The 22,964-nt window shown below is 66.3% G+C and carries 26 protein-coding genes; 14 read left to right on the plus strand and 12 right to left on the minus strand.

All coding sequences use genetic code 11. From position 1 onward, the window contains the following. Positions 1–23: 23 nt before the first annotated feature. The 3 genes from AC2EAL_RS18295 to AC2EAL_RS18305 all read left to right on the plus strand — a co-directional run bounded on the left by AC2EAL_RS18295 (position 24) and on the right by AC2EAL_RS18305 (position 2,747). Positions 24–362, plus strand: a complete 339-nt coding sequence (locus AC2EAL_RS18295; protein WP_103255696.1) for a P-II family nitrogen regulator — start codon at positions 24–26, stop codon at positions 360–362. Positions 363–412: 50 nt separating this feature from the next. Then, positions 413–1,822, plus strand: a complete 1,410-nt coding sequence (gene glnA / locus AC2EAL_RS18300; protein ID WP_484725666.1) for a type I glutamate--ammonia ligase — start codon at positions 413–415, stop codon at positions 1,820–1,822. Between the two features lie 175 nt (positions 1,823–1,997). Next, the gene (locus tag AC2EAL_RS18305) at positions 1,998–2,747 is read left to right on the plus strand and encodes a hypothetical protein (protein ID WP_484725667.1); all 750 of its coding nucleotides are present in this window, start codon (positions 1,998–2,000) and stop codon (positions 2,745–2,747) included. 24 nt (positions 2,748–2,771) lie between these two features. Here the strand turns inward: AC2EAL_RS18305 and AC2EAL_RS18310 are convergent, their stop codons facing one another. Genes AC2EAL_RS18310 through AC2EAL_RS18320 form a run of 3 tightly spaced genes read right to left on the minus strand, consistent with a single transcriptional unit; the run spans position 2,772 to position 5,037 of the window. Next, complete coding sequence (locus AC2EAL_RS18310; RefSeq protein WP_484725668.1) at positions 2,772–3,647, minus strand: alpha/beta fold hydrolase; 876 nt, start codon at positions 3,645–3,647, stop codon at positions 2,772–2,774. Then, positions 3,635–4,243, minus strand: a complete 609-nt coding sequence (locus AC2EAL_RS18315; RefSeq protein ID WP_484725669.1) for an NAD(P)H-dependent oxidoreductase — start codon at positions 4,241–4,243, stop codon at positions 3,635–3,637. Before AC2EAL_RS18315 ends, AC2EAL_RS18310 begins: the two co-directional genes overlap by 13 nt. Then, a complete protein-coding gene (locus tag AC2EAL_RS18320) occupies positions 4,240–5,037 on the minus strand; it encodes a heme-dependent oxidative N-demethylase family protein (protein ID WP_484725670.1) in 798 nt (265 codons plus the stop codon). The genes AC2EAL_RS18315 and AC2EAL_RS18320 overlap by 4 nt, the downstream gene beginning before the upstream one ends. 122 nt (positions 5,038–5,159) lie before the next feature. Between AC2EAL_RS18320 and dddP the strand changes: the two genes are divergently transcribed. Continuing rightward, entirely contained in the window at positions 5,160–6,494 is a 1,335-nt protein-coding gene (gene dddP, locus AC2EAL_RS18325) for a dimethylsulfonioproprionate lyase DddP (RefSeq protein WP_484725671.1), read from the plus strand. 184 nt (positions 6,495–6,678) lie between these two features. Here the strand turns inward: dddP and AC2EAL_RS18330 are convergent, their stop codons facing one another. Together AC2EAL_RS18330 and AC2EAL_RS18335 are read right to left on the minus strand one after the other, a co-directional pair. Beyond that, positions 6,679–7,572 carry an endonuclease/exonuclease/phosphatase family protein gene (locus AC2EAL_RS18330; protein ID WP_484725672.1) on the minus strand — a complete coding sequence of 298 codons (894 nt, stop codon included), beginning with the start codon at positions 7,570–7,572 and terminating at the stop codon, positions 6,679–6,681. Between the two features lie 34 nt (positions 7,573–7,606). Next, on the minus strand, positions 7,607–8,179 hold the full coding sequence (locus AC2EAL_RS18335) for a TetR/AcrR family transcriptional regulator (protein ID WP_484725673.1): 573 nt from the start codon (positions 8,177–8,179) through the stop codon (positions 7,607–7,609). Positions 8,180–8,254: 75 nt separating this feature from the next. Here AC2EAL_RS18335 and AC2EAL_RS18340 point away from each other — a divergent pair, with 75 nt between their 5' ends. From AC2EAL_RS18340 to AC2EAL_RS18375, 8 genes are all read left to right on the plus strand, one after another. Next, positions 8,255–8,626, plus strand: coding sequence for a hypothetical protein (locus tag AC2EAL_RS18340; protein ID WP_484725674.1), 372 nt, complete (start codon positions 8,255–8,257; stop codon positions 8,624–8,626). Further along, positions 8,623–9,192: a hypothetical protein gene (locus tag AC2EAL_RS18345; protein WP_484725675.1), complete on the plus strand. Its 570-nt coding sequence runs from the start codon at positions 8,623–8,625 to the stop codon at positions 9,190–9,192. Before AC2EAL_RS18340 ends, AC2EAL_RS18345 begins: the two co-directional genes overlap by 4 nt. A 62-nt stretch (positions 9,193–9,254) precedes the next feature. Then, entirely contained in the window at positions 9,255–10,559 is a 1,305-nt protein-coding gene (purB, locus tag AC2EAL_RS18350; protein ID WP_484725676.1) for an adenylosuccinate lyase, read from the plus strand. 104 nt (positions 10,560–10,663) lie between these two features. Continuing rightward, positions 10,664–11,191 (plus strand): tetratricopeptide repeat protein, encoded by a 528-nt coding sequence (locus AC2EAL_RS18355; protein ID WP_484725677.1) that lies wholly within the window; start codon positions 10,664–10,666, stop codon positions 11,189–11,191. 19 nt (positions 11,192–11,210) lie between these two features. Then, positions 11,211–11,375: a hypothetical protein gene (locus AC2EAL_RS18360; protein WP_484725678.1), complete on the plus strand. Its 165-nt coding sequence runs from the start codon at positions 11,211–11,213 to the stop codon at positions 11,373–11,375. A 69-nt stretch (positions 11,376–11,444) separates the two neighbouring features. Further along, on the plus strand, positions 11,445–12,521 hold the full coding sequence (locus AC2EAL_RS18365; protein ID WP_484725679.1) for a flagellar motor switch protein FliG: 1,077 nt from the start codon (positions 11,445–11,447) through the stop codon (positions 12,519–12,521). Positions 12,522–12,743: 222 nt separating this feature from the next. Then, complete coding sequence (locus AC2EAL_RS18370; RefSeq protein WP_484725680.1) at positions 12,744–13,625, plus strand: DMT family transporter; 882 nt, start codon at positions 12,744–12,746, stop codon at positions 13,623–13,625. An 8-nt stretch (positions 13,626–13,633) separates the two neighbouring features. Continuing rightward, the gene (locus AC2EAL_RS18375; protein WP_484725681.1) at positions 13,634–14,539 is read left to right on the plus strand and encodes a lysophospholipid acyltransferase family protein; all 906 of its coding nucleotides are present in this window, start codon (positions 13,634–13,636) and stop codon (positions 14,537–14,539) included. 24 nt (positions 14,540–14,563) lie between these two features. Here AC2EAL_RS18375 and AC2EAL_RS18380 read toward each other — a convergent pair whose 3' ends face one another. Beyond that, positions 14,564–15,259 carry a DUF1223 domain-containing protein gene (locus AC2EAL_RS18380; RefSeq protein ID WP_484725682.1) on the minus strand — a complete coding sequence of 232 codons (696 nt, stop codon included), beginning with the start codon at positions 15,257–15,259 and terminating at the stop codon, positions 14,564–14,566. Positions 15,260–15,436: 177 nt separating this feature from the next. Between AC2EAL_RS18380 and acnA the strand changes: the two genes are divergently transcribed. Together acnA and AC2EAL_RS18390 are read left to right on the plus strand one after the other, a co-directional pair. Further along, a complete protein-coding gene (acnA, locus tag AC2EAL_RS18385; RefSeq protein ID WP_484725683.1) occupies positions 15,437–18,124 on the plus strand; it encodes an aconitate hydratase AcnA in 2,688 nt (895 codons plus the stop codon). 112 nt (positions 18,125–18,236) lie between these two features. Beyond that, complete coding sequence (locus tag AC2EAL_RS18390) at positions 18,237–18,377, plus strand: hypothetical protein (RefSeq protein ID WP_484725684.1); 141 nt, start codon at positions 18,237–18,239, stop codon at positions 18,375–18,377. Between the two features lie 142 nt (positions 18,378–18,519). Here AC2EAL_RS18390 and AC2EAL_RS18395 read toward each other — a convergent pair whose 3' ends face one another. The 6 genes from AC2EAL_RS18395 to AC2EAL_RS18420 are packed head-to-tail and all read right to left on the minus strand — an operon-like array spanning position 18,520 to position 22,936. Further along, positions 18,520–19,056 carry a DsbE family thiol:disulfide interchange protein gene (locus AC2EAL_RS18395; protein ID WP_484725685.1) on the minus strand — a complete coding sequence of 179 codons (537 nt, stop codon included), beginning with the start codon at positions 19,054–19,056 and terminating at the stop codon, positions 18,520–18,522. Continuing rightward, on the minus strand, positions 19,049–19,207 hold the full coding sequence (gene ccmD / locus AC2EAL_RS18400; RefSeq protein WP_484725686.1) for a heme exporter protein CcmD: 159 nt from the start codon (positions 19,205–19,207) through the stop codon (positions 19,049–19,051). The genes AC2EAL_RS18395 and ccmD overlap by 8 nt, the downstream gene beginning before the upstream one ends. Further along, positions 19,207–19,935, minus strand: a complete 729-nt coding sequence (locus AC2EAL_RS18405; protein WP_484725687.1) for a heme ABC transporter permease — start codon at positions 19,933–19,935, stop codon at positions 19,207–19,209. The genes ccmD and AC2EAL_RS18405 overlap by 1 nt, the downstream gene beginning before the upstream one ends. A 55-nt stretch (positions 19,936–19,990) precedes the next feature. Continuing rightward, positions 19,991–20,647, minus strand: coding sequence for a heme exporter protein CcmB (gene ccmB, locus AC2EAL_RS18410; RefSeq protein WP_484725688.1), 657 nt, complete (start codon positions 20,645–20,647; stop codon positions 19,991–19,993). Then, the gene (ccmA, locus tag AC2EAL_RS18415) at positions 20,644–21,258 is read right to left on the minus strand and encodes a heme ABC exporter ATP-binding protein CcmA (protein ID WP_484725689.1); all 615 of its coding nucleotides are present in this window, start codon (positions 21,256–21,258) and stop codon (positions 20,644–20,646) included. The genes ccmB and ccmA overlap by 4 nt, the downstream gene beginning before the upstream one ends. Before the next feature lie 40 nt (positions 21,259–21,298). Then, positions 21,299–22,936 carry a N,N-dimethylformamidase beta subunit family domain-containing protein gene (locus tag AC2EAL_RS18420; protein WP_484725690.1) on the minus strand — a complete coding sequence of 546 codons (1,638 nt, stop codon included), beginning with the start codon at positions 22,934–22,936 and terminating at the stop codon, positions 21,299–21,301. Positions 22,937–22,964 lie beyond the last annotated feature (28 nt).

A 22,964-nucleotide genomic window follows, 5' to 3' on the forward strand; every position in this document is an offset into this window, starting at 1 on the left:
ACGTACCGGGGGAGGCCCAGCCCATGAAGAAAGTCGAAGCGATCATCAAGCCGTTCAAGCTTGACGAGGTGAAAGAGGCGCTTCAGGAGGCGGGCATCCAGGGTCTTTCGGTGACCGAGGTCAAGGGCTTCGGCCGCCAGAAGGGCCACACCGAACTCTACCGCGGCGCCGAATATGTCGTCGACTTCCTGCCCAAGGTGAAGATCGAGGTCGTGTTGACCGACGACATGGTCGACACCGCCGTCCAGGCGATCATCGCCGCCGCGCGCACCGACAAGATCGGCGACGGCAAGATCTTCGTGACCCCCGTGGAACAAGCCATCCGCATCCGCACCGGCGAAACCGGCGACGATGCTGTGTAACACCCGGGCCTCGGCCCGATAAACGAAACCCCAAACCGAAAGGCAGTCAGATGAGCGCCGTTGCCAAGGCTCTGAAACTGATGAAGGACGAGGAAGTCGAATACGTCGACATCCGTTTCACCGACCCGAAGGGCAAGCTCCAGCACGTGACGCTGGTCGCTGACCTCGTGGACGAGGATTTCTTCGAAGAAGGCTTCATGTTCGACGGCTCGTCGATCGCGGGCTGGAAGTCGATCGACCAGTCCGACATGAAGCTGATCCCGGATCCGGCGTCGGTCTACATCGACCCGTTCTACGCGGAAAAGACCATGTGCGTGCACTGCAACGTGGTCGAGCCCGACACGGGTGAGGCCTATGCCCGCTGCCCGCGCCAGATTGCGCTGAAGGCTGAGGCTTATCTGAAGTCCTCCGGCATCGGTGACGCGGCCTACTTCGGGCCGGAAGCTGAATTCTTCATCTTCGACGACGTCCGCTATTCCGTGACCCCCCGCAAGGTGGCTTACGAGATCGACGCGGAAGCCGCCGCCTGGAACACCGACACGGTCAGCGAAGGCGGCAACTACGGCCACCGCGCGGGCCACAAGGGCGGCTACTTCCCGGTGAACCCGATTGACGAAGCCCAGGACATCCGCGGCGAGATGCTCTCGACCATGAAGCGGATGGGGATGCGCGTCGACAAGCATCACCACGAAGTGGCGACCTGCCAGCACGAACTCGGGATGATCTTCGGCGGGCTGGTCGAGCAAGCCGACAACATCCAGAAGTACAAGTACGTGATCCACAACGTGGCGCACGCCTACGGCAAGACCGTGACCTTCATGCCGAAGCCGATGAAGGGCGACAACGGCTCGGGGATGCACGTCAACATGTCGATCTGGAAGGGCGGCAAGCCGCTGTTCGCGGGCGACAAGTATGCCGACCTGAGCCAGGAAGCCCTGTGGTTCATCGGCGGCATCCTGAAGCATGCCAAGGCCCTGAACGCGCTGACGAACCCCGGCACGAACAGCTACAAGCGGCTGATCCCGGGCTTCGAAGCCCCGGTTCTGCGCGCGTATTCGGCCCGCAACCGGTCGGGTTGCGTCCGTATTCCGTGGACGGAATCGCCGAAGGCCAAGCGTGTCGAGGCCCGTTTCCCCGATCCGTCGGCGAACCCCTACCTCGCGTTCGCGGCGCTCCTGATGGCCGGCCTTGACGGCATCAAGAACAAGATCGACCCGGGTCCGGCCTCGGACAAGGACCTCTATGACCTGCCGCCGGAAGAACTGGCGGAAATCCCGACCGTCTGCGGTTCGCTTCGCGAAGCCCTGGAAGAGCTGGAGAAGGACATGGACTTCCTCTTGGCCGGCGACGTCTTCGACCGCGACCAGCTGGAGGCCTACATGGCGCTGAAGTGGGAAGAAGTGTACGCCTACGAGCACACCCCCCACCCGGTCGAGTACCAGCTGTACTACAGCTGCTGAGATCAGGGACAGAGAACGGAAAGGGCGCCTGAAGGCGCCCTTTTTCGTTTTTGTCCACGCTGGACATTTCGAGCAAGTATCTGATTTCAAATAACGATGGGCGTGGACGGTAAGCTCTTGGAAAGCATGTTTTCCGCGGCTAACGTGGGCCAGGTTGTCGAACTCCGGAACCCGCATGGCAGAGAACCCCCTTGGCAAGAAACGCGGTGCGGGCCGGCCCGAGATCTGGGCCTCGGGCGGGCAGCGACCGCCGTTCGACATCCGCGCCCTGGGCCGGGCCAGCCTGCATCTGTCGCGGGACCTGGTAGCCCCGCTGCACGCCTGGACCGCCCGCCGGATGCGGCGGGTGGCGATCAACGTGAAGAACGGCGCGGGGCGGATTCCGGCGGAAAAGCTGGGCCGGGCCGAGCGCTTCGTGCCCTCGCATCTGCGGGTGGCCGGGTGGATCAAGAACCTTGCGGCCACCCTGTCGCATGCCAGCGCCACCGCCGACCCGGATGTGAAACGCGGCAATGCGCTGGTGGCCGAGATCGAGCCGCATCTCTGGTCACTGCCGGACATGGTCGAGGCAGCACCCGACGCACCCCCCACACCCCCCGCGCCCGTCGAGACCGCGCCCTCGGACGTACCGCCGGTCGTCCTGGCCGAGCCCGCTCCGGAACCCGACCCGCTGGCCGCGATCCGCGACGAGATGGCGAGCGGGCCGAAGACCAGCGCGAAAGCCGGAAAGGCCCGTCCCGTCCCCCTGTCAGAACCCGCCAGCCCCCCTGCTCCGCCCGGGCCGGTCGCAACCGGGGCGATCCAGCTTACCGGCTACCTGCTGGGCTGGGCCTCGATCTTGGCCGCCCTGCCCTACGGGCTGGTCCGGTCGCTGTGGCTTTGGGTCAGCGGCCGCGATCTGAAGGGCATCGGGCAGGAGGAGTGATCCGCCCAGCCCCTCCCCCCGGGGTCAGGCCAGCACCTTTTGCAGGAAGGCGATCACCTCGGCCTTGACGGGATCGGTCTCGAACGCCTCGCCGCCATGGCCCGCGCCGGGGACCAGCTTGTAATCGACCTTCGCCTGCGGATCGGCGGCGACCCAGGCCTCACGCAGCCGCTTGGCCTGCAGGTCGGCGATCAGCGGATCGGCATCGCCGTGGCGGATCAGGATCGGCGGCAGCGGTTCCTTGAGTTGCGCCAGCCGCCCGACCGGCCCCATCGCCCGCGCGGCCTCGCGGTTTTCGCCGACCGGCTTGCCCAGAAGCTGGCTCTCCGCGCTGTCCGCCGCGTCGGTCCAGCCCATCTGCGGTGTCCGGCCCAGGGCCTTCATGTCCTCGTCCATCGTGGAGAAATCCATCGGCCCGAACATGCTGACCACCCCGCGCGGGCGGAGGCCCACCTGAACCAGGCTCAGCGCCGCCGACACCGCCAGGAACGCCCCCGCCGACTGACCCATCAGCACGATCCGCGACGGATCAAGCCCGAGCGCCGCCCCTTCACGCTGCAGATGGACGATCGCGGCCAGGCAATCATCGCCCTGCGCCGGCCATGTCGCCGTCCCCGAGAGCCGATAGTTCACCCGCACTACGGCGATGCCTGCGTCCAGCACCTCGGGCCAGATTGCCAGTTCGGACTTGTCGCCGACCTTGAATGCCCCGCCATGCACCATGACCAGGATCGGAGACGGGCCGGTGCCCCGCGCATGGGTCAGGTCCATCACCTGGCGCGGGTCATTGCCATAGGCGATGTCATTCGCCCCCGGCGTCCGCCAACGCCAGAGGGCAATGCCACCGGCAGCGGCGGCAGCGCCACCAATCAGAAGGGTGCGTCGGATCAGTCCGGGCATGTCAGGCTCCGTGCCATTAATCTTATCTCGCGGGTGAGCTTGGCCTCGAACCGTGCGACATGGTCGGGCTGCACCGTCTCGGCCCGGTAAAGAGCGTTCCAGCGGTGAAGGGCTTTGGGCGCGCAAGGGCGGAAGATTCCCCAATGCAGGCTGCGCCGCAGGGGTTGACGCAGGATCAGCCAGTCAACCCACCAGGGCGAGCCCATCGTGGTCACCGTCAGAACCTCTTTCAGGCCGAGCAGTCGGGGCCGCATCGCGCCCAGGTCCGCGGCATGGTCAAAGGCCACGCCCGGGGTCCAGACCCGGTCGAACCAGCCTTTCAGGATCGCCGGAAAGCCCGACCACCAGGTCGGGAAGACCAGGATCAGGACCTCGGCCTCGACAAGGTCCCGCTTTTCGTCGGCCAGGGTCGCGGAAGGCGCGGCATAGTAGCCCGCGCGCTCCTCGGGCGTCAGCACCGGATCGAAAGCCGGATAAAGGTCGCGGCGGGTGACCTGCCAGCCCTGGGCCCGGGCCGCGGCCTCGACATGCGCCGCCAGGCGCGCGGTCAGGCTTTCGGCCAAGGGATGCGCGGTGACAAGCAGGCAACGGGTCAATGCATCGCCTCGCGCAGGGCGGCGTAGTCTTCGGCGGAAAGCTGGGTCGCGTCGACGACGATGGTGTGAATGGCGAAGAGGACCGCCTGGGTTTCGGGCAGGCGGAGAAGCGTCTGGCGTTCGCAGCGGACGTAGGACCGACCGGTGGGCTGGCGGCGCCAGTCGCCCTCGACCCTTGGGTGATGCAGGTGAAAGCTGTCGTAGGTGAAGAAGTTCATCCGCCAGAGCGGCAGGTCTGGCTTGATTGCGGTGAACAGGCGATGGACCCGGGCGGCGAGCGCCTCGTCATAGATTTCGACGGGTTGGTGGATGCCGGTCATCGGACGACCAAGCTTTTGCGTCAGCGTCCAGGAGGCAGGGAAGCAGAGGATCGCACCGGTCAGATCGTATTCGCTGCCCTTTGCCTGCATCAGGCAGAGGTCCTGCTGGACCAGGCGACCAAGGGTCAGAAGCGGCTGGGACGGGTCGAGGGCCACGGTCACGCCGTCGGGGCGGGTGACCTCGCGGTCGGTGAGGGCGAAGCCCGGTTCGTCGCCAAGCCAGGTCAGGATCGTCGCGTAAAGTTCGTCGGCGGCGGGGCGGGCCTCTGGCAGGAGAGCGTGGACAACCTCTGGCTGGCCGGCAATCAGGCGGTCGCGCAGCGCCATCTGGGGGGCGTAGGCCTCATCCACCCGCAGCCAGTCGCGGCCCTGCACCGGCTGGATGCCGGGCAGGCGGCGGGTGGCCGGATGCTCCCACGGGTGAAGCGGAAGCCGGTCCTGCAGGATGGGCTGATCTTGCATCAGGTCTGCCATGGCGGTGTTTGACCATGGGCTGCGCGAGGGTGCAACCAACACGTTTGCGACCAAAGGCGTCGCGGATGGGGAAGCGGCGGATTGGTGCCGGGGCAGTGTGTTGGAAACCGAGGGGGGACCCCATGACCTATCAGCGCGACCGCCGGAAGATCGATCCCACGCGCGGGGTGGCCCTGGGCGACGGGACGCCCAACGACAACGACCGGGTCGAGATCGGGCCGACCCAGCTGGCCTTTGCGGAATGGGCGGCGGCGGGGCTCACGCTGCCGAACCTGGCCCGGATGCGCGAGGATCGCTGGAAGAAGCTGACAGCAGGGCTGGTGGCGCGGGACTATGGCGGTTTGCTGATGTTCGACCCGCTGAACATCCGTTACGCGACCGATACGACGAACATGCAGCTGTGGAACACGCACAACCCGTTCCGGGCCTGCCTCTTGTGCGCCGACGGGCATATGGTGATGTGGGAGTACAAGAACTCGCCGTTCCTGGTGACCTTCAACCCACTGGTGAAGGAGCTGCGGTCGGGGGCGACGTTCTTCTACAACTCGACGGGAGATCGCGGGCAGCAGGCGGCAGAGGGCTTTGCGGCGCAGGTCGATGAGGTGATGCGGGCGCATGCCGGGGCGAACCGGCGGCTGGCGGTGGACAAGATCATGGTCCACGGGCTCCGCGCGCTGGAGGCGATCGGGTTTGTGGTCGAGGAAGGCGAGGAGGTGACAGAGCGGGTGCGGGCGGTGAAGACGTCGGACGAAGTGCTGGCGATGCGCTGCGCCCACCATGCCTGCGAAGCGGGGATCGCCGAGATGGAGGCCTTCACGCGCGAGAACGTGCCCTCGGGCAAGGTATCCGAGGATGCGATCTGGGCGGAGCTGCATGCGGCGAACATCCGGCGGGGGGGCGAGTGGATCGAGACGCGGCTTCTGGCCTCCGGCCCGCGGACGAACCCGTGGTTCCAGGAATGCGGGCCCAGGCTGGTGCAGCCGAACGAGATCGTGGCGTTTGATACCGACCTGATCGGCGCTTACGGCTTTTGCATCGACATTTCGCGCACCTGGTGGGTGGGCGACGCGCGGCCGTCGAACGCGATGGTGTCGGCCTTCCACCATGCGCTGGACCACATCGCCGACCACAAGGCGCGGCTCAAGCCCGGGGTGACCATCGAGGAGCTGGTGATGCAGGGCCACCAGCTGGCCCCGGAATACTGGGCGCAGAAGTATTCCTGCAAGATGCACGGCGTCGGGCTTTGCGATGAATGGCCCTACGTCCACTACCCAGACGGCTGGATGCCAGGCGCCTTTGATGCGGCGCTGGAGCCGGGAATGGTGCTGTGCGTCGAGGCGCTGGTCTCGCCCGAGGGTGGGGATTTCTCGATCAAGCTGGAGGATCAAGTGCTGATCACCGAGACCGGCTGCGAGACGCTGACAAGGTATCCGTTTGACGAGCGGTTGATGGGCTGACGGAAGCCTCCTCGTTCGCCTTCGTCTTCTCGTCGGTGCAGTCAGCGAGGAGAAACGAAGTGAACGACGAGCGGTTCCGTGGACGAAAGACAAGGTCTTAACAGACCCCTAACGTCCGCGGACAACCCCTTGCAAACAAAGGACCATCAGCGTTTGTCCACCGTGGACAGCGAAAGCCCCGCCCTCAGATCTCGACCTGCGCCAAGAGGCCCAGGTGGTCAGACCCCAGCGCCGCGCGCGGGCTGACCCGGCCGCCGCGGGTGGCGAAGATGTGGTCGATCGGCAGGCGGATGGTCTCGGACAACCCGAGGTAGCTGCCGAAGGTCGGACCCGCGGGGCGCAGCTCCAGGATGTCGGCCATCCGGGTGACCGAGCTGCCCCAGCGCACCATGTTGAAATCGCCCGCCATGATCGCCGGCCCCTGCAGCCGGTCAAGGATCGGGAGCAGACGCTCCACATGCTCGGCCTGGCTGTAGGGCCAGGGCCAGTGCAGGTGCACCGAGGCGAGCCAGAACCGGTCCTGCCCCTCGGGCCCCGCCACGACCTGCATCACGGCCAGCCCCGGCGCGCAGAAGGCGGTGCCTTCGACCGGGGTCAGCTGGGTCAGGATCGCCGTGCCACCAACGGCCCCGCCCGGGCAGACATGCTGGTGCGGATAGGCATCCTTCAGCGCCTCGACCAGCGCGATATTGGGGTCCGAGACCTCTTGCAGGGTCACGATCTGCGGGGCGGTGGCGCGAATGTCGGCCTCCAGCGCCGGCAGGTCGGCGTTCCTGAATAGCATGTTCTTCTGGTAGACCGAATAGGTCCCCGGCAGCCCCGGCCAGGCATAGGCCAGAAGCACCTGCCCCCCCGTCAGAAGCGCCAGCAGCACCGAGACGAAGGCGGCCATCCTGAGGCCCGAGAAGCTGGCGATGACCGCGAGGATCAGGATCACCGCCGCAGCGATGCCGCGTCCGACCGCCAGCGAATCGCCGAGCGGGTGCAGCCAGCCGAGATAGCCGCCAGCCAGAAGGACCACTGCCGCGCCAAGCAGGGCGCCGATCACCAGATGCCAGTTGCCTTCGTCTTCACTCATCTGCCACGTCCGCCCGCGCGTTGCAGGCGCCCCTTCACCTTGCCACCAGCCTGTTCACCAGGTCACGGAGCGGCGGCTCCATCTCGACCCCGGTCGTCAGTCTCAGGTTTTCTAACCCGATCACTGCGGCATAAATGAGTTGCGCCTTTGGCAACAGTTCGGTTTCTGTGACCCCTGCCGCGCGCAGAAACTCTTGCAGATCCTGCAGCCGTTGCCGGTCGACCCGCTGCAGGACGGCCCTTGCCAGGGGGTCGCTGCGGCCCCAGTCGCGCAGGGCAGGCTCGATCTCCACCCCGCCGAAGGCCGCGCCCGGACGGACAGAGACCATGTCGACCAGAAGCATCAGCTGACCAAGGGGATCGCGTCCCGAATTGCGCACGGTCTGGGTGATTGCTGTGGTGGCCACTGTCTCCCACAGTTCAAGCATTGTCTGATGAAGTTCGCCGAGATCCTTGAAATGCCAATAGAAAGAGCCCTTAGTCGCCCCAAGGTCGCGCGCCAGGGCTTCAACCTTTACCGAAGCAATTCCGCCCTGGACCAGGGCCCGCAGCCCCGCCAGCACCCAGTCGTTGCGCCCCAGTCTCTGCCTGTTTTCCCGGTCGGTCATGCGACAAACATACGCAGCCGTATGGACAAGGTCCAGCGGGTCGCGCTATCCATACGCAACCGTATGGAGGTCATGATGAACACCTGGTTGCTTTCGGCCGGAATTGCGGCACAGCTGCTGAATCTGGTCCATATCTTTCTGGGCGGGCGCGAGATTCACCGACCCATGGTCGCCGCCCATTGGCCGGAACCGGCAAAGGCGGTCTGGTCGGTGGTCTGGCACGCAGTGACCGCAGTGATGGCGCTTGGCGGGCTGTTCCTGATCGCTGCGGCCTTCCTGCCGGAACTGGCCCTGGCGCTGGCGTTGTTGCCCATCCTCCTGTTCCTGTCGGCGGCAGGACTGTTCATATTCTACGGGTGGAAGCGGTTGGGAACGCTGCGGATTCTGCCGCAATGGCTGGCCTTCCTGGTGATTTCCGCCCTGGGCCTGATCGGGCTTGCCGCATGACCCTGCGGCGGCTGCACCGGGGGGTCGCGGTCCTGCTGGGCCTGTTCCTGCTCTTGCACCTTGGCAACCATCTGGCGGGGCTTTGGGGGCAGGAGGTGCACCGGGCGGTGCAGGATGCGCTGCGGGTCGTCTATCGCAACCCTATCGTCGAACCCCTGCTGCTGGCCGCGGTTTGTTTCCAGATTGGCGCAGGTCTGACGCTTTTGGCCCGGCGGCCGCGCGTGACGCTGCAGACCCTGTCGGGGGCCTATCTGGCCCTGTTCCTGCTGGTCCATCTGGGCGCGGTCCTGGCCGCGCGCTGGCAGGGGACCGAGACGGATCTGGCCTTTGCGGCGGCGGGGCTGCACGCGCCCCTGCCCTGGCCCTTGGTCTTTGCGGTCTACTACGGGCTGGCGGTCATGGCGGTCTTTGCCCATCTGTCGGTGCCGCTGTCCCGGCGCGCTATGTGGCTGGGGTCTGCGGTGGTGTTCGCGGGGGGCGTGGTCTCGGTCAGCCTGGTGGCGCTTCTGGCCGGTCTGGTGACCCCGCTGGTGATCCCGCCCGGGCTGGTCGCGGCCTTTCCCTGACGCCTTGCGCGCTGCGGCGGCGCGGCGTAAGGGGGCGGCGTTCCCTGCTGCCGGAGGCCCCGATGATCCCGCGCTATTCCCGCCCCGAAATGGTGGCGATCTGGTCCCCGGAAATCCGCTTCAAGATCTGGTTCGAGATCGAGGCCCATGCCTGCGACGCCCAGGCGGCTTTGGGCGTGATCCCGAAGGCCAATGCCGAGGCCGTCTGGCGCGCGAAGGACGTGCAGTTCGACGTCGCCCGGATCGACGAGATCGAGGCGGTGACGAAGCACGACGTGATCGCCTTCCTGACGCATCTGGCCGAACATATCGGGGCCGAGGATGCGCGGTTCGTGCACCAGGGGATGACCTCGTCGGACGTCCTTGATACCACACTGAACATCCAGCTGGTGCGGGCAGCGGACCTTTTGCTCAAGGGGTTGGACCGGGTGCTGGCGGCGCTGAAGGCCCGGGCGTATGAGCATAAGGATACGGTGCGGATCGGGCGGAGCCACGGCATCCATGCCGAACCGACCACGATGGGCCTGACCTTCGCCCGCTTCTACGCCGAGATGGCGCGTAACCGGCAGCGGCTGGTGGCGGCGCGGGCGGAAGTAGCGACGGGGGCGATTTCGGGCGCGGTCGGCACCTTCGCGAACATTGACCCGCGCGTGGAAGAACATGTCTGCAAGATGCTGGGCCTCGCGCCCGAGCCGATCAGCACCCAGGTCATCCCCCGCGACCGGCATGCGATGTTCTTTGCGACGCTGGGGGTGATTGCGTCCTCGATCGAGAACGTCGCCATCGAGATCCGCCACATGCAGCGGACCGAGGTGCTGGAGGCGGAGGAGTTCTTCTCTCCCGGCCAGAAGGGCTCGTCGGCGATGCCGCACAAGCGGAACCCGGTGCTGACGGAGAACCTGACGGGTCTGGCGCGGCTTGTGCGGATGGCCGTCGTCCCGGCCTTGGAGAACGTGGCGCTGTGGCATGAGCGGGATATCAGCCATTCCAGCGTGGAGCGGATGATCGGGCCGGACACGACGATCACCCTCGACTTCGCGCTGCACCGGCTGGCGGGGGTCGTCGAAAAGCTGGTGGTCTACCCGGAAAACATGTTGAAGAACATGAACAAGTTCAAAGGCCTGGTCATGTCGCAGCGGGTGCTCCTGGCGCTGACCCAGGCCGGCGTTTCCCGTGAGGACAGCTATCGCCTGGTGCAGCGGAACGCGATGAAGGTCTGGGAGAAGGGCGCGGACTTCAAGACCGAGCTTCTGGCCGACCCCGAAGTCACGGCGGCGCTGTCGCCGGCGGAAATCGAGGAGAAGTTCGACCTCGGCTACCACACCAAGCACGTCGACACGATTTTCGCCCGGGTCTTCGGCAGTTGACGGAACCGTGATCGGCCATTGAAAGGCCGCGCGCACATTCCGTTCTTGCCTTGACGACAATCATGCTACCTTTCCGGAAATTGCCGAAAGGTCCGCTTATGCGCATGATCCTTGCCGCTGCCCTGGCCCTGGCGCCGCAGCTTGCCCTTGCGGCGGGCAGCAATGACAGCGAGCCGCCGACGCCCACCGAGACCACCACCGAATGCGCCAAGGGCGAGGTCTGGGATGAAAAGACCAAGGCCTGCATCAAGGCGGAAGAGTCCAGCCTGAACGACGACCAGCGCTTTGGTGCGGTGCGGGAACTGGCCTATGCCGGGCGGCATGACGAGGCGCTGGCGATCCTCGCCACGATGACCGAGGGCGAAACCAGCCGGGTGATGACCTACCTGGGCTTCCTCCTGCGCCAGACCGGCCGGGTCGAGGAAGGCATTGCCGCCTACGAACGGGCCATTGCCCTGAATCCGGAAAACATCCTGGCGCGCAGCTACTATGGCCAGCTTCTGGTCCAGATGAACGAGATGGACCTGGCCCGGGCCCAGCTTGACGAAATCCGCGCGGCGGACGGCACCGGCACTTGGGCCGAGACCGCGCTTGCCACCGCGATTACCACCGGAGTGACTTACACCTACTGACCCTGAAGGAGGACGACCGATGAAGACGACGACGACCCTCGCCGCACTGGCGATTGCCCTTCTCCCCGGCTTTGCCTTCGCGCAATGCGCGGGCAAGCACGGCGAACAGACCGCCGCCAGCTGCATGCCCGGGACGACCTGGGATGCCGCAAAGGGCGCTTGTGTCGAGAATCCGTCCAGCTGAGCCCGGCGATCAAGGTCCCGTTAACCCGGGACTGCGAGGGTCCTTGTCAGAGGAATCGATGAGGACCTGATGCCCCAGGACATGATGCCCCTTGCCCGGATCACCCCGGAACGCAGGTCGTCTTCCGTGCCTTCCCTGCCGCGCCGGTCATTGACGCCCCGGCAGAAGGCGGCGGTGATCGTGCGCTATCTTCTGACCGAAGGCACCTCGCTGCCCCTGTCCTCCTTGCCCGACCACATGCAGGCGGCCCTGGCCGAACAGATGGCCGAGATGCGGCTGGTCGACCGTACCACCCTGGACGAGGTGGTGGATGAGTTCCTGAGCGAGCTTGAATCGGTCGGCCTTGCCTTCCCGGGCGGGATCGAAGGCGCCCTGTCGATCATGGACGGCCACATCTCGCAATCGGCCGCGCAACGGTTGCGTCGGATGTCCTCGGCCTCGTCCAAGATCGACCCGTGGGAACGGATCACCAACCTGCCGCCAGAACGCCTGCTGCCGATCCTGCTGAACGAGGCGGTGGAGGTGGGCGCCGTGATGCTGTCCAAGGTGCCGGTCGGCAAGGCCGCGGAACTTCTGGGCAAGTTGCCGGGCGAACGGGCGCGCCGGGTGGCCTATGCGGTATCGCTGACCGGCAATGTCGACCCCGAAACCGTGCGCCGGATTGGCATTGCGCTGCTGGCGGAACTGGACAACCAGCCGCCCAAGGCCTTTGACCAGGGGCCGGTGGAACGGGTGGGCGCGATCCTGAACATCTCGCCGTCCCTGACCCGCGACGATGTCCTGCAGGGGCTGGAGGCCGAGGATGCCGCCTTCGCCGCCGAGGTGCGGAAGGCGATCTTCACCTTCGTCCATATCCCCACGCGCCTGAACCCGCGCGACACGCCGAAGATCACCCGCCTGGTGGAACAGCCGCTTCTGGTCACCGCGCTCGCGGCTGCCCAGGGCAAGCCCGGGCTGGAAGAGGCGGCGGAATTCATCCTGGCCAACATCTCGCAGCGCCTGGCCCAGGGCCTGCGCGAAGAAATGGGCACGCGCGGCAAGATCAAGGACAAGGACGCCGAAGAGGCGATGAACGCCATCATCGGCGCGATCCGCACACTGGAATCAAGCGGCGAGATCACCCTGATCCAGGAGGAAGAGGACTAGGTCGGGCCAGCGCCGCCCGGCGGTCTGCCCTGTTGGTAGCGATGCAGGGAAAGGCGTTTTTCATCAGCTGCTTTTCCGGTTTTCTTGACGTCTTTCCTGAACCCGAGGCGGCGTTTCAGGACTGGGGCTGTCGGCCCACCCCGCCCCTGCCAAGGCCGCAGGCGAGCACGCGCGGCCGAGCCCACCCTTGCGGCGCCGTTCCCGCCCGCCTAGAACGGGGCCATGTCCGCCGCCCCCCTATCCCAAGTCACGCGCGGCGTGGCGTTGATGATCCTCGCGGTCTTCCTGTTCACGGCGATGGATGCGACGGCCAAGGGCCTGATCGCCACCTACCCCGCGCCGCAGGTGATCTGGGTGCGCTTTGCCGGGCAGCTGGTGCTGGTCCTGTTGATCCTGCGTCATCAGTTGGGACCCGTCCTGCGCACGCGGTTTCCGGTGCTGCATGTCTGGCGCTCGGCCTCGCAGTTCGGGGCGACCACGTTCTTCTTCCTGTCGCTGCCCTTCATCGGCCTGGCCGAAGCCACCGCGATTGCCGACATCAACCCGGTCCTGATCACGCTGGGCGCGGCGTTGTTCCTGGGCGAAAAGCTTGGTCCCCGCCGCATCGCCGGGGTAGTCGTCGCGCTGATCGGCGCGCTGATCGTGATCCGGCCGGGGGCTGGCGTCTTCACCTGGGCGGCGGTCCTGCCGCTCCTCTGTGCGCTGTCCTATGCGACCTCTGCGCTTCTGACCCGCAAGATCGGCGCGCAGGAAAGCGTCTGGGCCTCGATGGTCTATGCCTCGCTGTTCGGGACCATCGTTGCGGGGGCCGCCCTGCCTTTCTACTGGGAGCCGATTGCAGCGGGCGACCTGTGGAAGTTCGGGCTGATCGCCTGCCTCGGCACCGGGGCGCAATTGTGCATCATCCGCAGCTTCTCCATCACCGAGGCGTCTATCGTCGCGCCCTTCGCCTATCTGGGGATCGTCTTTGCCACCTTCTGGGGGGTGGTGCTGTATGACCAGTGGCCGGACCGCTGGACGGTGATCGGTGCGCTTGTGATCGTGGGCGCGGGACTTTATGTCTGGCACCGCGAGACGCTGGCCTCGCGCGCGACCAAGTCCTGAAAGACCCGATGTCCCAAGACGGCCCCGAACCTTCGGCTGACCGCCCGCCCTTCCGGCCCGATCACTATCTGGTCAACCTGGCCGCGCGCGGGCTGATCACTCTGGCCCTGGGCCTGCCGTACACGTGGCGCGTGGGCTTTGTCGGCTGGCTGATGCGGCGGGTGATCGGGCCCTATGCGGGCTATGGCGCGCGGGCACGGGAAAACCTGGCGCTGGTCTGGCCGGACCAGACAAAGGCCGAGCGGGCGGCGATTGCCGACGCTTCGCTCGACAACGCGGGGCGCACCTTGATCGAGAACTATTCGACCCGGGCCTTCCTGGCACGGGCGCGGGCGATCGAGCCCGAGGGACCGGGCTATGCCGCGCTGGTCGCGGCACGGGATGCGGGGCGGCCGGTGATCCTGGTCTCGGGCCATTTCGGGAATTACGAGGCCGCGCGGGCGGCGCTGGTCGCGCGCGGGTTCGACATCGGCGGGCTCTATCGCAACCTGTCGAACAGCTATTTCAACGCGCATTACGTGCGCACGATGCAGGCCTTTGGCGGGCCGGTCTTTCCGCAGGGCCGGGCGGGAACGGCGGGCTTTGTGCGGCATTTGAAGGCGGGGGGGCAGCTGGTCCTGTTGTTCGACCAGGACGTGCCCGGCGCACCCGCCCTGCCCTTCCTGGGCCATCCCGCGCGCACGGCGCTGTCGGCGGCGGAACTGGCGCTGCGGCTGAAGGCGGACCTGATCCCCTTCTTCGCCACGCGCCAGCCCGACGGGTTGGGCTTCCGGGTCGAGCTTGACCCGCCGGTCCCGCCTTCGGACCCCGAGACGATGATGGTGGCCGTCACCCAGGCGCTGGAGCGGCGGGTCCTGGCCCATCCCGGCCAGTGGTTCTGGATCCATCGGCGCTGGAAAGGCGGTCAGGCGTAGGGGGTGCTACAGCGCACCCTACCGTCAGTCGACCCGCGCCGCCGCAAGGATCGCCGCCGGTCCGTCCTGCTGCACGATCACCGCGCCCGGGTCTTCCCCGTCAAACGGCGCCGAAACCTCCAGTGGTTCCTGGCCCGACCAGTCGTCCAGCCGTTCCCACGAGGTCACGATGTTGGTGTAGGTGATCGTCTTGCCGGCATTCTCGCCCCGCTCGATCATCACCGTCTCGGACGGCCGGTAGCGCACCAGCTGCACCCGCACCGGTTCGGTCAAGGGCGGGTCGGCCTCGGCCCGGATCACCAGCCGGTCACCTTCGCGCGTGACGGTCAGCCGCACCGGACTGCCCGCCTTCAGATGCGCCCGCAGCCGTTCGGCGGTCTCCTCGGGCGCAAACCCTTCAATCCGGTCCGCCCCGCCGATGATCAGCTGCGGCGTATAGATCGTCCGGCTGCCGATGGCCTTGGCATAGGCCTTCTGGCGGTCGGTGAACTTGGGATCGGCGAACTTGTCTTCCCAGCCGATGTAATCCCAATAGTCGACGTGCAGCGCGAGCGGCAGGATCTGCGGGTTCGAGGCCAGCATCGCCACGAATTCATCGGCTGGCGGACAGGAGGAACAGCCCTGCGAGGTATAAAGCTCGACCACGACCACCGGCTCGGCCTGCAAAGGGTTCGCAGCGGCAAGCCAAAGCCCGCATGCAGCGCTGACGAAATGTCGCATAGTGACTTTCCCGATCCTGGTCCCCATTGCCTTATAGGGACGCCAGGTGACACGAGCCAATCAAGGTTTTGCGAGAGACCTGTCACATGCAGTAAAGTTTGACGCAATCCGGGGCTGGATATTCGGCATACAATTGCATACAATGCCGCGCGAAGCCGCCTTTCCAGGGAGCCAGAGATGACCGTCACCGTTGGACATGACCTTTCCAAGACCCGCAAGACCCTGACCGCAGGGGGCCAGACGGTCAGCTATTACTCGATCCCTGCGGCCGAGGCGGCGGGCCTGGGTGAGTTCTCGAAGCTGCCCGCCTCTCTGAAGGTGGTGCTGGAGAACATGCTGCGGTTCGAGGACGCGAAGACCGTCAGCGTCGATGACATCAAGGCTTTTTCGACCTGGGGCAAGAACGGCGGCCAGAACCCGATCGAGATCGCCTATCGCCCGGCCCGCGTGCTGATGCAGGACTTCACCGGCGTTCCGGCCGTCGTGGACCTTGCCGCGATGCGCGACGGGATCAAGGGCCTGAAGGGCTCGGCCGCGAAAATCAACCCGCTGGTCCCCGTCGACCTTGTCATCGACCATTCGGTGATGATCGACGAATTCGGCCACCCCCGCGCCTTCCAGATGAACGTGGACCGCGAGTATGAGCGGAACATGGAGCGTTACGTCTTCCTGAAATGGGGGCAGAAGGCGTTCAACAACTTCCGCGTCGTGCCGCCCGGCACCGGCATCTGCCACCAGGTGAACCTGGAATACCTGGCGCAGACCGTCTGGACGGACACCGACCAGGACGGCAACCTGGTGGCCTACCCCGACACGCTCGTCGGCACCGACAGCCACACCACCATGGTCAACGGCCTTGCGGTCCTTGGCTGGGGCGTCGGCGGGATCGAGGCCGAGGCTGCGATGCTCGGCCAGCCTGTGTCCATGCTGATCCCGGAAGTCGTGGGCTTCAAGCTGACCGGCGCGATGCGCGAAGGCACCACGGCGACGGACCTGGTGCTGAAGGTCGTGCAGATGCTGCGCAAGCATGGCGTCGTCAACAAGTTCGTCGAATTCTATGGCGAGGGCCTCGACCATCTGCCGCTCGCCGACCGCGCCACCATCGCCAACATGGCCCCCGAATACGGCGCGACTTGCGGCTTCTTCCCGATCGACGACGAGACGCTCCGCTACATGCACATGACGGGCCGCGACACCGCCCGCATCTCGCTGGTCGAAGCCTATGCCAAGGCGAACGGCATGTGGCGCGGGCCGGACTATGATCCAATCTATACTTCGACGCTGCACCTCGACATGTCGACCATCGTCCCGGCGATCTCGGGCCCGAAGCGCCCGCAGGACTACTTGCCGCTCACGGACGCAAAATCCAGCTTCGCCAAGGAGATGGAGGCCAGCTTCAAGCGTCCGCAGGGCGTGGAAGTCGCCGTCGAAGGCGAAGGCTACAAGCTCTCCTCGGGGAAGGTGGTTATTGCGTCCATCACCTCCTGCACCAACACCTCGAACCCCTATGTTCTGATCGGCGCGGGGCTGGTGGCGCGGAAGGCTCGGGCTTTGGGTCTGAACCGCAAGCCCTGGGTGAAGACCTCGCTCGCCCCCGGGTCGCAGGTTGTGTCGGAATACCTGAACGCCGCGGGCCTGCAGGAGGACCTGGACGCCGTCGGCTTCAACCTTGTGGGCTACGGCTGCACCACCTGCATCGGCAACTCTGGCCCCCTGCAGCCGGAGATTTCCAAGGCGATCAACGAGGGGGACCTGGTGGCTGCTGCCGTGTTGTCGGGCAACCGCAACTTCGAGGGCCGCATCTCGCCGGACGTCCGCGCGAACTACCTGGCTTCGCCGCCGCTGGTCGTCGCCTATGCGCTGGCGGGTGACATGAACATCGACCTGACGACGGAGCCGCTGGGGACGTCCAAGGACGGGAAGCCCGTGTACCTCAAGGACATCTGGCCCACGAACAAGGAAATCGCCGACATCGTCCACGCGGTCGTGACGCGCGAGGCGTTCCAGAAGAAATACGCCGATGTCTTCAAGGGCGATGCCAAGTGGCAGGGCGTGCAGATCACCGACTCGGAGACCTACGACTGGCCGGCATCGTCGACCTACATCCAGAACCCGCCCTACTTCCAGGGCATGTCGGCGACGCCCGGTGTCATAAAGAACATCACCGGCGCCCGGGTGCTGGCGCTTCTGGGCGACATGATCACCACCGACCACATCTCGCCTGCCGGTTCATTCAAGGCCTCAACTCCGGCCGGCAAGTATCTGACGGAGCGGCAAGTTCCGGTGTCCGAGTTCAACTCCTACGGCGCCCGGCGTGGCAACCATGAGGTGATGATGCGCGGGACCTTCGCCAACATCCGCATCAAGAACGAGATGCTGGATGGGGTTGAGGGCGGCTATACCCTTGGGCCGGACGGCCAGCAGACCTCGATCTACGACGCCTCGATGGCCTATCAGGCGCAAGGCACGCCGCTGGTGATCTTTGGCGGCATCGAATACGGCGCGGGGTCGTCGCGCGACTGGGCCGCGAAAGGCACGGCGCTGTTGGGCGTCAAGGCGGTGATCGCCGAGAGCTTTGAGCGGATCCACCGGTCGAACCTGGTCGGGATGGGCGTCATCCCGTTCGAGTTCACCGGCGGCCAGACCCGCAAGACGCTGGGCCTGAAGGGCGACGAGGTGGTGTCGATCGAGGGGCTGGAGGGCAACCTGAAGCCGCTGAGCCTGGTGCCCTGCCACATCACCTATGGCGACGGCCGCAAGGTGACGATCCAGATCAAGTGCCGGATCGATACCGAGATCGAGATCGAATATGTCGAGAACGGCGGCGTCTTGCACTACGTGCTGCGCGACCTCGCGGCGTCCTGATTTCGGAAACGCATTGTTTCCATGGAAGGCCCGGGCAAGCCCCGGGCTTTCACTTTTTGTTCTCATATTCAGCGGCAATCTGGCCGGGACCCCAGCCAGAAGGCTTTACCCCATGTCCGACCGTTTTCCCCCGCTTCGTTCCCAGGCCAGCCTGTCCGCCCGGCCCCGCGACCGCGCCTTGCCCACCCCGGCACCCGTCGACCTGACGCTGATTGCGGCACTGACCTTCATGATCGTCCTGGCGCTGATCTGACGCGGAACGCCCCGTAGGGTGGGCCGTTCCCGCGCACTTTGCGCGGGGTTGGCCCACCACCCGCAGGGGTTAAAAAACCCCTAACGTCCGCGGAGAAGTCCTTGATATCCTTGGAGCGGAAGTCCCTGTCCACCGTGGACACTCAGCCGCCCGCCAGCGCCTTTTCCAGTTCAGGCAGGAAGCGGGTCTCGTAGTCGGTCCCGACCAGCGGCCCCTGAAAGCGGAACAGAACGGTCCCGTCCCCCGCGATGATGAAGGTCTCGGGCGGGGCGGTCACCCCCCACTCGATCGCCCCCCGCATCGTGGGGTCCGTCGCGACGCCCAGAAAGGGGTTCCCTTCCTCGGCCAGATAGTCCAGCGCCTTCTGATCGTCGTCGCGGATGTTGACCCCGGCGACCCGTACCCCGTCGGCGGCCATCTTGAGGAGCACCGGATGCTCGGCCCGGCAGGGCGGGCACCAGGTGGCCCAGAAATTCACCACCGTCACCTCGCCGGTCCGCAGGTCGGCCTCGGTCAGGCCCGGGATGCCGGGCAGCGTGGTCGCGGGCAGCGCAGGTGCCGCACGGCCAACGAAGACCGACCGCAACTCTCCCGGGTTGTCGCGGTACATGCCTGCGTAGAACAACCCCGCCAGCCCCGCAAACAGGATCGGGGGTGCGAGCATCAGCCACCTAGCCATCGACTTTCCCCTGCCGCGCCTCAATCTCGGCCAGCGCGCGTTTCATCCGGGCCGACTGCCACAAGGTCAGCCCCACCAGCCCAGCGATCAGCAGCGCCGTGGCCGCATAGGACCCCAGCACCGCGAAGGCATATTTCCCCAGATCCGGCATCACGCCACCCTTTCCCGCGCCAGAAGCGCCTTCAGCCGCCGCGCACGGATTTCCGTCCGGGTCCTTAGGAGGACCATGGTCACGAACAGCAGTACGAACCCGGCGATGCAGACGAGGAGAGGGATCCAGAAGACGTCGGACACGTTCTCCTCCTTGTCGAGGGACAGCGAGGCCCCCTGGTGCAGCCCCTGGTTCCAGAAATTCACCGCATAGCGGGAGAGGAGCGCGAAGACGGAACCCACCAGGCAGAGGATCGAGGTCAGGTCGGCGGCGGTATCCGGGTCCTCGATCGCGGCCCAAAGGGCGATGTAGCCGAAGTAGAAGAGCGTCAGGATCAGGAAGGATGTCAGCCGCGGGTCCCAGGCCCACCAGGTGCCCCACATCGGCTGGCCCCACAGCGCACCGGTGACCAGCGCGATCAGGGTGAAGGTCAGGCCCACGGGCGCGGCGGCCTTGGCGGCCAGTGCGCTCACATGGTGGCGGCGGATGATCCAGATGAGCGAGGTCACCAGCATCATCACCCAAGCATTGATCGCCATCATCGCGGACGGCACGTGCAGGTAGATGATCTTGACGGTGGACCCCTGCTTGTAGTCGTCGGGCGTGAAGAAGAAGCCCCAGACGAGGCCCACCACCAGAAGCACGACAGTCAGCCCCACTGCCCAGGGGAGCATCCAGGCCGAGGTGGCCATGAACTTCTTCGGGTTCGCATATTCCCAGATCGACATGGCGCTTCGCCTATCCTGTTCCGGTTTTCCGCTCAACACACCATCTCGCGAGTCCTCAGCGCAAATTGACGCGGATTGCGCTTGCGGCCGCGAAAGGGAGGAGGGCGGCGGCGCCAAGGCTGATTGCGGCGAGAAGTGCCAATGGGGTGGCGAGGGCCATGGTCTCGGCTCCCCGGCGCACGACCTCGGCCCCGAAGATCAGGGTGGGCACGTAAAGCGGCAGGACGAGGAGGCTGAGGAGGAGACCTCCCCTCCGCAGCCCGACAGTGATGGCGGCACCGAAGGCCCCGATGATCGAGAGGGCCGGGGTGCCGAGGAAGAGGCTGAGGACCAGCCATTGGTAGCCGGCGGGGGGGAGGTTCAGGAAGATGGCGAGGCCCGGGGCGATCAGCGTCAGGGGAAGGCCGGTGACGATCCAGTGCGCGAGGGCCTTGATCGCGACGACGGCCTCCAGCGGGATCGGCGCGGTGGCGAGGAGGTCGAGGGAGCCGTCCTCATGGTCCAGCGCGAAGATGCGGTCGAGCGAGAGGAGACAGGCCAGGAGTGCTCCCACCCAGAGGATGCCGGGGGCGATGCGGGAAAGCGTGCCGCCTTCGGGGCCGACGCCGAGGGGGACGAGGACGGAGAGGAGGAAGAAGAAGGCGAGGCCCAGCCCGAAGCCGCCGCCGGAGCGGAAGGCCAGCCGCAGGTCACGAAGGAGGAGGGCCTTCATGCGAAGGCCTCGTCGAAGCCGGTAGACTGGATTACCCGGGCGCGGTGGGGATCGAGGTCGAGGACCGTCGCCTCGGGCAGGCCGAGGTCGACATGGGTGGCGATGACGGTGAGGCCGCCATTGGCAAGGTGCGCGCGGACGACATCGGCGAAAAGGGCGACGGAGGCGACGTCGAGGCTGACGGTGGGCTCGTCGAGGAGCCAGACGGGGCGGCCCGTCACCAGGAGGCGCGCGAGGCCGAGGCGGCGTTTCTGACCTGCCGACAGTTCCCCGGCGCGGCGGCGGGTGAGTTGGGTGAGGTTGAGGGCGGTCAGGGCGTGGTCGATGGCGGGGCCGCCGTAGATTTGTGACCAGAAGCTCAGGTTTTCCGCGACGGTGAGGGTGGATTTGAGGCCGTCGGCATGGGCGGCATAGGCGACGCTGTCGGGGGGCAGGTGGAAAGTGCCCTCGGCGGGCGGTTGCAGACCGGCCAGCGTCCGCAGAAGCGTCGTCTTTCCCGACCCGTTCGGCCCGCGCAGGATCAGCGCCTGGCCGGGCATCAGCGCAAAGGTCAGGCCCTGCAGGACCGTCACCCCGCCGCGCGCGACTGCAAGATCGGACGTGCTCAACATGGGCGAAGGCCTAGCCGATGGGGGCGGTTTGCGAAAGGGGTCACCCCCAATCGCCCAAAAGGATGTTCCGCGTGACGACTTCCACGGGGCGTTCCCGAGCGATCAGGCCCGCGACCCACTCGCAGGAGGCGGCGTTGAAGACGGCCCCCCTGCCCCGCCGGTATTCCGCCATGCAGCCGTTGCCGCGGCTGGCGAGGCCGAGGGTTTCGGGGGTGACCTCGCCGTAGATCGTCTGGGCGACCTCTTCGGCGTCGAGCGTGCCGATGAAATGGTCCATGTCATGGCGGCCGGTGTGGTGGGCGAGCGTGGTGGCGGGGGAGAGGGCGACGATGGCGAGGTCGCCTTCCAGCCCCGAATCCGGCGCGGGGTACGGCAGGCCCTTGCGCATTTCGTAGTCGATGCCGTCGACTTCATAGGCGAAGATTTTCGATTGCGCGCCAAGGACATCGCCGTAGCCAAGCCCCGTCCCGGCCATCGACCAATGGTCGGGGCGGTAAAGCGTGAAGCCGCCCGAGCCGTGAGCGGCGCAGCGGCTCCACCCCGCGTAAACGCCCATGCTGCCGGTCAGGCCCATCGTCGCAACCGCGGGGCGGCGGGCGCGGGGGTGGTCCCAGTAGCTGGTGATGCGGTTGGTGGTGGCGAGGGGATCTTCGGCCTCGGCGCGCGACTTGTGGCAGGTTTGTGTGGTCAGGTCGTCGGAGAGGCGGGTCTGCCAGAAGAAATTGCCGCCGAAACGGGCAAGCTGGCCGCCAGCGTCGATCCAGGCGTCGAGGTGGTCGCGCATCTCCCACGTCCAGTATTCGTCGTGGCCGACGATCACGGCGCGTTGGTAGCCTTTGAGGAGCTGAGGGTCGGCGTGGAGGTCGTGCTGGGTGAGATAGTCGAGCGCGATGCCCTGGTCTTCGGCCCAGAGGGCGAAGGGGCGTTCGAAGGCCGCCCAGCCGGAAGAGGCGTATTTCTTCGAAATGCCATTTGCTCGGGCGTAGTCCATATGCGGGTAGCGGGGGCGCGAGAGGAGCGGCGAGGCATACGGGATGCGGGGGGCGTCGTCGGGCCAGCGGACGAAGCCTTTGGCCCAGGGGCGAAGGAGGCTGACCTCGGCGGCGAAGTCTCCACCCGTGGGGCCGCAGAGGCCCTGGTAATGGTTCGACCCGCCCCAGTCGTTGTAGGCGCACCAGGTGCCGGTGGCGAGGATCAGGGCCAGTTTCGCGGTGGGCTGGGCGGGTTTCAGGACGAAGAGGCCCTGGGAGCTGTGGCCGTCGATGGCGAGGGTGACGGTGTAGACACCGCTGGGCCAGTGGGTGGGGATTTCAGTTTGGAAAGCCACGGGCCAGCCGCAGCCCTTGACCGAACAGTCGGGCGGCGTGGCAGCGAAGGTCGGGGTGATGGTGGTGTCGAGGACGGTGAAGGGCGTCAACCCGTCGCGGGCGATGGTCAGACGGGACTCGCGGGACGAGGACATGGCGTGGAGGCGGAGGGTCTCGCCCGGACGGTAGGAGAGCGCGGCGGTGTAGCCCCAGACCTGGGGGCGGGTCGGGTCGGCAGAAGCTGTCTCGTAGTAATGTCCGGTGACCGGGTCGCCGTCATCGTAGGGGCCGGGGACGAAGAAGCCTTGCATGACCGTCTCGCGTGGTTTTCCGGCAGCATCGGCGGGGGACGCGGCCTTGGCAACGGGCATAATCCTTGAAATGCGGCCCGGCCTGTGG

It is taken from the genome of Tabrizicola sp. T74, assembly GCF_057219935.1.

Excerpts from the sequence above, each read along its gene's own strand:
- AC2EAL_RS18295 (WP_103255696.1), top strand. The coding sequence starts at position 24 with ATGAAGAAAGTCGAAGCGATCATCAAGCCGTTCAAGCTTGACGAGGTG.
- glnA (WP_484725666.1), top strand. The coding sequence starts at position 413 with ATGAGCGCCGTTGCCAAGGCTCTGAAACTGATGAAGGACGAGGAAGTC.
- AC2EAL_RS18305 (WP_484725667.1), top strand. The coding sequence starts at position 1,998 with ATGGCAGAGAACCCCCTTGGCAAGAAACGCGGTGCGGGCCGGCCCGAG.
- AC2EAL_RS18310 (WP_484725668.1), bottom strand. The coding sequence starts at position 3,647 with ATGCCCGGACTGATCCGACGCACCCTTCTGATTGGTGGCGCTGCCGCC.
- AC2EAL_RS18320 (WP_484725670.1), bottom strand. The coding sequence starts at position 5,037 with ATGGCAGACCTGATGCAAGATCAGCCCATCCTGCAGGACCGGCTTCCG.
- dddP (WP_484725671.1), top strand. The coding sequence starts at position 5,160 with ATGACCTATCAGCGCGACCGCCGGAAGATCGATCCCACGCGCGGGGTG.
- AC2EAL_RS18330 (WP_484725672.1), bottom strand. The coding sequence starts at position 7,572 with ATGAGTGAAGACGAAGGCAACTGGCATCTGGTGATCGGCGCCCTGCTT.
- AC2EAL_RS18335 (WP_484725673.1), bottom strand. The coding sequence starts at position 8,179 with ATGACCGACCGGGAAAACAGGCAGAGACTGGGGCGCAACGACTGGGTG.
- AC2EAL_RS18340 (WP_484725674.1), top strand. The coding sequence starts at position 8,255 with ATGAACACCTGGTTGCTTTCGGCCGGAATTGCGGCACAGCTGCTGAAT.
- AC2EAL_RS18345 (WP_484725675.1), top strand. The coding sequence starts at position 8,623 with ATGACCCTGCGGCGGCTGCACCGGGGGGTCGCGGTCCTGCTGGGCCTG.
- purB (WP_484725676.1), top strand. The coding sequence starts at position 9,255 with ATGATCCCGCGCTATTCCCGCCCCGAAATGGTGGCGATCTGGTCCCCG.
- AC2EAL_RS18355 (WP_484725677.1), top strand. The coding sequence starts at position 10,664 with ATGATCCTTGCCGCTGCCCTGGCCCTGGCGCCGCAGCTTGCCCTTGCG.
- AC2EAL_RS18360 (WP_484725678.1), top strand. The coding sequence starts at position 11,211 with ATGAAGACGACGACGACCCTCGCCGCACTGGCGATTGCCCTTCTCCCC.
- AC2EAL_RS18365 (WP_484725679.1), top strand. The coding sequence starts at position 11,445 with ATGCCCCAGGACATGATGCCCCTTGCCCGGATCACCCCGGAACGCAGG.
- AC2EAL_RS18370 (WP_484725680.1), top strand. The coding sequence starts at position 12,744 with ATGTCCGCCGCCCCCCTATCCCAAGTCACGCGCGGCGTGGCGTTGATG.
- AC2EAL_RS18375 (WP_484725681.1), top strand. The coding sequence starts at position 13,634 with ATGTCCCAAGACGGCCCCGAACCTTCGGCTGACCGCCCGCCCTTCCGG.
- AC2EAL_RS18380 (WP_484725682.1), bottom strand. The coding sequence starts at position 15,259 with ATGCGACATTTCGTCAGCGCTGCATGCGGGCTTTGGCTTGCCGCTGCG.
- acnA (WP_484725683.1), top strand. The coding sequence starts at position 15,437 with ATGACCGTCACCGTTGGACATGACCTTTCCAAGACCCGCAAGACCCTG.
- AC2EAL_RS18390 (WP_484725684.1), top strand. The coding sequence starts at position 18,237 with ATGTCCGACCGTTTTCCCCCGCTTCGTTCCCAGGCCAGCCTGTCCGCC.
- AC2EAL_RS18395 (WP_484725685.1), bottom strand. The coding sequence starts at position 19,056 with ATGGCTAGGTGGCTGATGCTCGCACCCCCGATCCTGTTTGCGGGGCTG.
- ccmD (WP_484725686.1), bottom strand. The coding sequence starts at position 19,207 with ATGCCGGATCTGGGGAAATATGCCTTCGCGGTGCTGGGGTCCTATGCG.
- AC2EAL_RS18405 (WP_484725687.1), bottom strand. The coding sequence starts at position 19,935 with ATGTCGATCTGGGAATATGCGAACCCGAAGAAGTTCATGGCCACCTCG.
- ccmB (WP_484725688.1), bottom strand. The coding sequence starts at position 20,647 with ATGAAGGCCCTCCTCCTTCGTGACCTGCGGCTGGCCTTCCGCTCCGGC.
- ccmA (WP_484725689.1), bottom strand. The coding sequence starts at position 21,258 with ATGTTGAGCACGTCCGATCTTGCAGTCGCGCGCGGCGGGGTGACGGTC.
- AC2EAL_RS18420 (WP_484725690.1), bottom strand. The coding sequence starts at position 22,936 with ATGCCCGTTGCCAAGGCCGCGTCCCCCGCCGATGCTGCCGGAAAACCA.